5 protein-coding genes are annotated in these 4,861 nt (G+C 69.7%); 2 read left to right on the forward strand and 3 right to left on the reverse strand.

The window, feature by feature from the left end; genetic code table 11:
* Window positions 1–368 precede the first annotated feature (368 nt).
* From SRB17_RS45030 to SRB17_RS45040, 3 genes are read right to left on the reverse strand one after another with little or no spacing between them, the layout of a single operon-like run.
* The gene (locus tag SRB17_RS45030; RefSeq protein ID WP_323377629.1) at window positions 369–722 is read right to left on the reverse strand and encodes a cupin domain-containing protein; all 354 of its coding nucleotides are present in this window, start codon (window positions 720–722) and stop codon (window positions 369–371) included.
* Window positions 719–1,510, reverse strand: coding sequence for a carbon-nitrogen hydrolase family protein (locus SRB17_RS45035; protein WP_323377630.1), 792 nt, complete (start codon window positions 1,508–1,510; stop codon window positions 719–721). The genes SRB17_RS45030 and SRB17_RS45035 overlap by 4 nt, the downstream gene beginning before the upstream one ends.
* Window positions 1,511–1,529: 19 nt before the next feature.
* Window positions 1,530–2,933, reverse strand: coding sequence for an MFS transporter (locus tag SRB17_RS45040; protein WP_153548004.1), 1,404 nt, complete (start codon window positions 2,931–2,933; stop codon window positions 1,530–1,532).
* 169 nt (window positions 2,934–3,102) lie between these two features.
* Here SRB17_RS45040 and SRB17_RS45045 point away from each other — a divergent pair, with 169 nt between their 5' ends.
* Together SRB17_RS45045 and SRB17_RS45050 are read left to right on the forward strand one after the other, a co-directional pair.
* Window positions 3,103–3,789, forward strand: coding sequence for a DUF2848 domain-containing protein (locus SRB17_RS45045; protein WP_153548006.1), 687 nt, complete (start codon window positions 3,103–3,105; stop codon window positions 3,787–3,789).
* A 241-nt stretch (window positions 3,790–4,030) separates the two neighbouring features.
* Complete coding sequence (locus tag SRB17_RS45050; RefSeq protein WP_153548008.1) at window positions 4,031–4,591, forward strand: GNAT family N-acetyltransferase; 561 nt, start codon at window positions 4,031–4,033, stop codon at window positions 4,589–4,591.
* Window positions 4,592–4,861: the final 270 nt, after the last annotated feature.

Below are 4,861 nucleotides of genomic sequence, written 5' to 3' on the forward strand. Positions count from 1 at the left end.
ACCCGCAACTAAGCGGCACAAGGCCCACGTCGGAACAACCGGCCGTACGAAGCAGTCACGCCACCCAGGCACGCCGGCTCCGTACAGACATCGGGTGGGCATCACCTCATTACGTGATGACTCTTAGGCACGACCGCTGCGGACCTGCTCCCGCCCCCATGCCAGAACCGCCCCTCAACGAGGCCGAGGTCGTCGCGGCAGGGCACGAGTTCGGCGAGTCCTTTCCCGAGAAGCACCAGGTTTCTCCGCGCGAGGTGGGCGTGGGTGAGAACCCAGCGCGGTCGGTGGTGACCCGGCGAGGTGGAGGGGCGGCGCGCGCTCGTGGCCCCCACCTCCCGCACCCGTACCGAGGCCGCCGGCCCCGTCGATCACGGTCGGCCGGGTTCGGGATAGGTGATCACCAGCATGGTGACGCCGTCCGGGGAGGTCCAGGGGCCGTGCGGCATCCCGGGCGGCCGGCAGGCGTACATGCCCGCGGTGAAGGTCCGGCCGAGCGTCAGGTCGTGCAGTGCGCCCTCTACGAGGTAGACCTCCTCCCAGAAGGCGTGGCGTGTCACGCCGTCTGCCGAGGTGTTGGTGCCTGGCGTCCAGCGAACGAGCACCGTACGGGATCCGCGCTCGGGGTCGTCGGCCAGGACGCGCTCCTCGACGCCCGGGCCGGCGCCGACCGGGGTCTGCCACGGCCCGCCGGGGAGGTGGAACTCCAGCTCGGGCTTGCTCACTGCCACACCTCCGGGCGCCTGTTGGCCAGCACGGAGGTTTGCCGCCGGACCGCGGCGACCTCGGCGATGTCCAGGTCGGCCACCAGCAGCTCGGGCTCGGCGCCCAGAGCGTGCCGGACGGTCCCGTCGGGTCCGATGACGCGACTGTGCCCGACACCTGTCGGGGCAGGACCTGGTCCGGTGCCGGGATCGGCCTGGTCGACGGCGGCGAGCCACACGGTGGCGTCCAGCGCACGGGCCCGCACCAGCAGGTCCCACTGCTCGCGCTTGCCGGGCCCGGCGCCCCAGGAGGCGGCCAGCAGCGTGGCGGCGGCTCCGGCGTCGGCGTGTGCCCGGAACAGCTCCGGGAATCGGATGTCGTAGCAGGTGGCCAGGCCTAGCCGTACGCCGTCCACGTCGATGACCGTTGGGGCGGACCCCGCGGCGACGGTGTCTGACTCGCGGTAGCCGAAGGCATCGTAGAGATGGATCTTGTCGTACGACGCCTCGGTCCCGGGCCCGGTGGCGAGCAGGGTGTTGGCCACCCGCCCCCCGCGGACCGGGGTGAACATGCCAGCCACGACGACCGTGCCGGTGGCGTGGGCGATCGCCCGTACGCCGTCGGCCCACGGACCGTCGAGGGGCTCGGCGAGCGGTGCCAGCGGGGTGCCGAAGCAGGCCATCGACGCTTCCGGGAAGACGACGACACGGGCACCGGCGTCGGCCGCGCGTTGGGTCCATTCCTTGACGAGCCGGAGGTTCTTCCCGGGGTCGGGGCCGGTGGTGAGCTGGCTCAGGGCGATCCGCACGATGGGGTCCTCCTTCGAATCACGAATCACGAATTACGAACATCCGAGTCAGTGGGGGGCAGCGGGAGGGGGCGGCGTCCGCCGGATGGGGCGCGTTCGGCGCGGCGAGGGCGGCGTCCTCGTCGACGGCGGCTTGGGGGTCACGCCCCAGACAGACGCCGACGAGGGAGACGGTGGAGGCGAGGGCGATGTACACGGCCAGCGGCGCCCAGCTGCCGTAGGCGCTCAGCAGGCTGGTGAACATGAGCGGGGCGACGGCGCCGCCGATGATCCCGGCCAGGGTGTAAGCCAGGGACGAGCCGGTGTAGCGCAGTCGGGGCGCGAACTGTTCGGCGATGAAGGCGGCCTGCGGACCGTACAGACAACAGTGGATCACCAGGCCCACGACGATTCCCGTGGCGAGCGGCAGCCAGGTGCCGCCGCCGATCATCGGGAAGAATACGAAGGGCCACACACCGGCGGCCACCGCTGCACCGCCGTACAGCAGACGGCGGTTGACCCGGTCGGAGAGGGCACCGGCCAGCGGCATGAGGAAGACCTGGACCGAGGAACCGATGAGCACGGCCGCGAGGGCGGAGCCGCGTGACATGCCGAGCTCCTCGGTGGCGTACGTCAGGACGAACACGGTGAACATGGCGTACAGCACGTCGGGGCCGACGCGGCAGAGGGTCGCGGCGAGCAGGGCGCGGGGCTGCGTGGTGAACACCTCGCGGACGGGCGCCGCCGGCCGGGAGTGCTCGGCCTCCATCGCCTTGAACACCGGAGTCTCCTCGAGCTTCGCCCGGATCCACAGCCCGAACGCGACGAGAACGCCGGAGAACAGGAACGCCACACGCCAGCCCCACGACTCGAACTGTGCCTCGGTCAGCAGCGCGCCGAGGGCGGCAAGGACGCCGTTGGCTAGCAGATTGCCGGCGGGCGGGCCGACCTGGGCGGCGGAGGCGTAGAAACCGCGGCGGCGTGGGTCCCCGAACTCGCTGGACAGCAGGACGGCGCCGCCCCACTCGCCGCCGACGCCGACGCCCTGTGCGAAGCGCAGCACGACCAGGGCGATCGGGGCGGCCACACCGATCGTCGAGTACGCGGGCAGGACGCCGATCAGGAACGTGGCAGCGCCGATGAGGACCAGCGTGGCGATCAGCACCTTCTTGCGTCCGATCACATCACCGAGGCGACCGAAGACGAACCCGCCAAGCGGGCGCGACACATAGCCGACCGCGTACGTGGAGAACGCCAGGAGCGTGCCGGTGAGCGGGTTCTCCGAGGGGAAGAACAGGTGGCCGAAGATCAGAGCGGCCGCGGCGGAGTAAACGGCGAAGTCGTACCACTCCAGGGCAGTGCCGGTCAGGCTCGCGACGAAGGCTCGGCGGACGCCGGAGCGCCGATCGAACGTCTTGACGTCGTCCTTCGAGGTGTCGGGCATGGTTCCCATCCTTGCTCGGAGACATCGACCTTCCGGCATACTTCTTGTATACAGGTCGTATGCGCAAGCCCTTGCGCGAGAACTTCACCGCGGCAAAATCCGGACAAACATGAGCGTAGGGGAGCGTATCGTCGCCGCGGTCCCGTCACCCGATCTCTGGGAGTGCCTCATGGCCGTGCTGACTTTCGAACTGCCCGACGGATCGACACGCGAGGTCGACGTCGCCCAGGTCCTCAACGCCGGGTACGCCGGACGTAGCCAGGAAGACGTCGCCGCCCACGTCGCGGAGCTCGCCGCGCTGGGCGTGCCCGGCCCGTCCGTGACGCCCGCCCTCTACCCCGTCTCCCCCTACCTCGCCCAGCAGACCGACCGGGTCCACGCGCAGCACGGGCACACCTCGGGCGAGGCGGAATGGGCGCTCATCGTTGCGGACGGCGGCGAGTTGCTGCTGACCGCCGCCTGCGACCACACCGACCGCGACCTGGAGGTGCACGGCGTGGCCTGGAGCAAGAACGCCGGCCCCGACGTCCTCGCCCGCCGCGCCTGGCGCCTGGCCGATGTGGAATCCCGTATCGACGACCTCGTCCTGCGCGCCTGGGTCACCCACGGCGGCACACCGACGGAGATCCAGCACGGCACCCTCGCCGAACTCCTCACCCCCACCTACTGGGTAGACGTCCTGCGCTCGCGCGGCGCGCTCACGCCCGGCACTGTCCTCATCTCCGGCACCATCCCCATGGTGCCCGCCGTCGACCAGTTCGCCGACGGCTGGAGCGTGGAACTGGCCGACCCCGCCACCGGCGACACGATCCGCCTCCATTACGACGTCCAGCCCATGCCGGCACCGATCGGCTGACGCGACAGCCCGGCGCCGAGGGCGGCAGAGCGCGCACGAAAGCCCCCACCGGTCGGCTGACCCGCGATGGCCACGGAGCCGCGCACAGCCCGGTCACCACGCGCTTCTTTGGGCACCAGCCCACCAGCGTTTCGTGGCTCCACTGGTACCAAGTTGATCTGGCTCCACCGGTATGACAAGGCAGTTCGGGCGGGGTTCCGGCTGGTCTGTGCAGCGCGTCCTGCTCGTGATCGAATAGGGGATGACTTCGTTCTGGACTGGTAAGCGGGCACGTCTGCGCGGCATCGAGCCTGAGGACTGGACGGCGTTCATGGGCTTCGCCGTCGACGAGGAGCGGTTGGGAGACCTGCTGCATCCGCCTCGGTCTGCCGAAAGGTTTCGCGCCTGGGCGAAGGAGCAGGCCGTCGCGAAGTCCGACGGCGACTGCTTCAGCTTGGCCGTCGAAGCCTTGGACACGGGGGAGATCGTCGGGGCTGTCGGCTCGCATCAGGCAGATCCGCGTGCGGGGCGGTTCGAGTGTGGCATCACGATGGGTGCCGGGCACCGACGCAAGGGCTATGCGGCAGAAGCCGTGGTGATACTGCTGCGGTTCATGTTCGCGGAGCGGCGGTACCACAAGTGCGAAGCGCGGATCTTCGGGCACAACGAGGCATCGCTGGCACTGCATCGCCGTCTCGGCTTCGCCGAGGAGGGGCACTTGCGCGATCACGTGTTCTTCGCCGGCCGACACCGTGATCTGGTCGTGATGGGCATACTCGCTGACGAGTTCGCGCAGCTGCACTCGATGAGCGAACTTGAGTGAATGCTGGGGGCACTGCTGCAGGGTTCGGTGTCACGCTGTCACCCGATCATGCAGCAGTCCCGAGGGCTTTGGGGCCAGAGCCCGTTCCGCCAGGGGGTGTTGTGGTAGTTCGCCTTCGAACAGGGGGTGCTGTGGCGTACACCTGAAGCTTCCCCGTGATCTTGGACACTCGATGCTTACGCTGCGAGGGAGTGTCCTTGCTCGTGTCGCTGTCGGGTCTCCAACGGGGTGAGGTAACCACAGACCGGATGCCTGCGCAGTCGCTTGCGG

The sequence above is a fragment of the Streptomyces sp. RB17 genome (assembly GCF_009604455.1).
In the GTDB taxonomy this organism is placed as follows: Bacteria; Actinomycetota; Actinomycetes; order Streptomycetales; family Streptomycetaceae; genus Streptomyces.

Coding starts and splice junctions, on each gene's coding strand:
- SRB17_RS45050 (WP_153548008.1), top strand. CDS start 4,031: ATGACTTCGTTCTGGACTGGTAAGCGGGCACGTCTGCGCGGCATCGAG.
- SRB17_RS45040 (WP_153548004.1), bottom strand. CDS start 2,933: ATGCCCGACACCTCGAAGGACGACGTCAAGACGTTCGATCGGCGCTCC.
- SRB17_RS45045 (WP_153548006.1), top strand. CDS start 3,103: ATGGCCGTGCTGACTTTCGAACTGCCCGACGGATCGACACGCGAGGTC.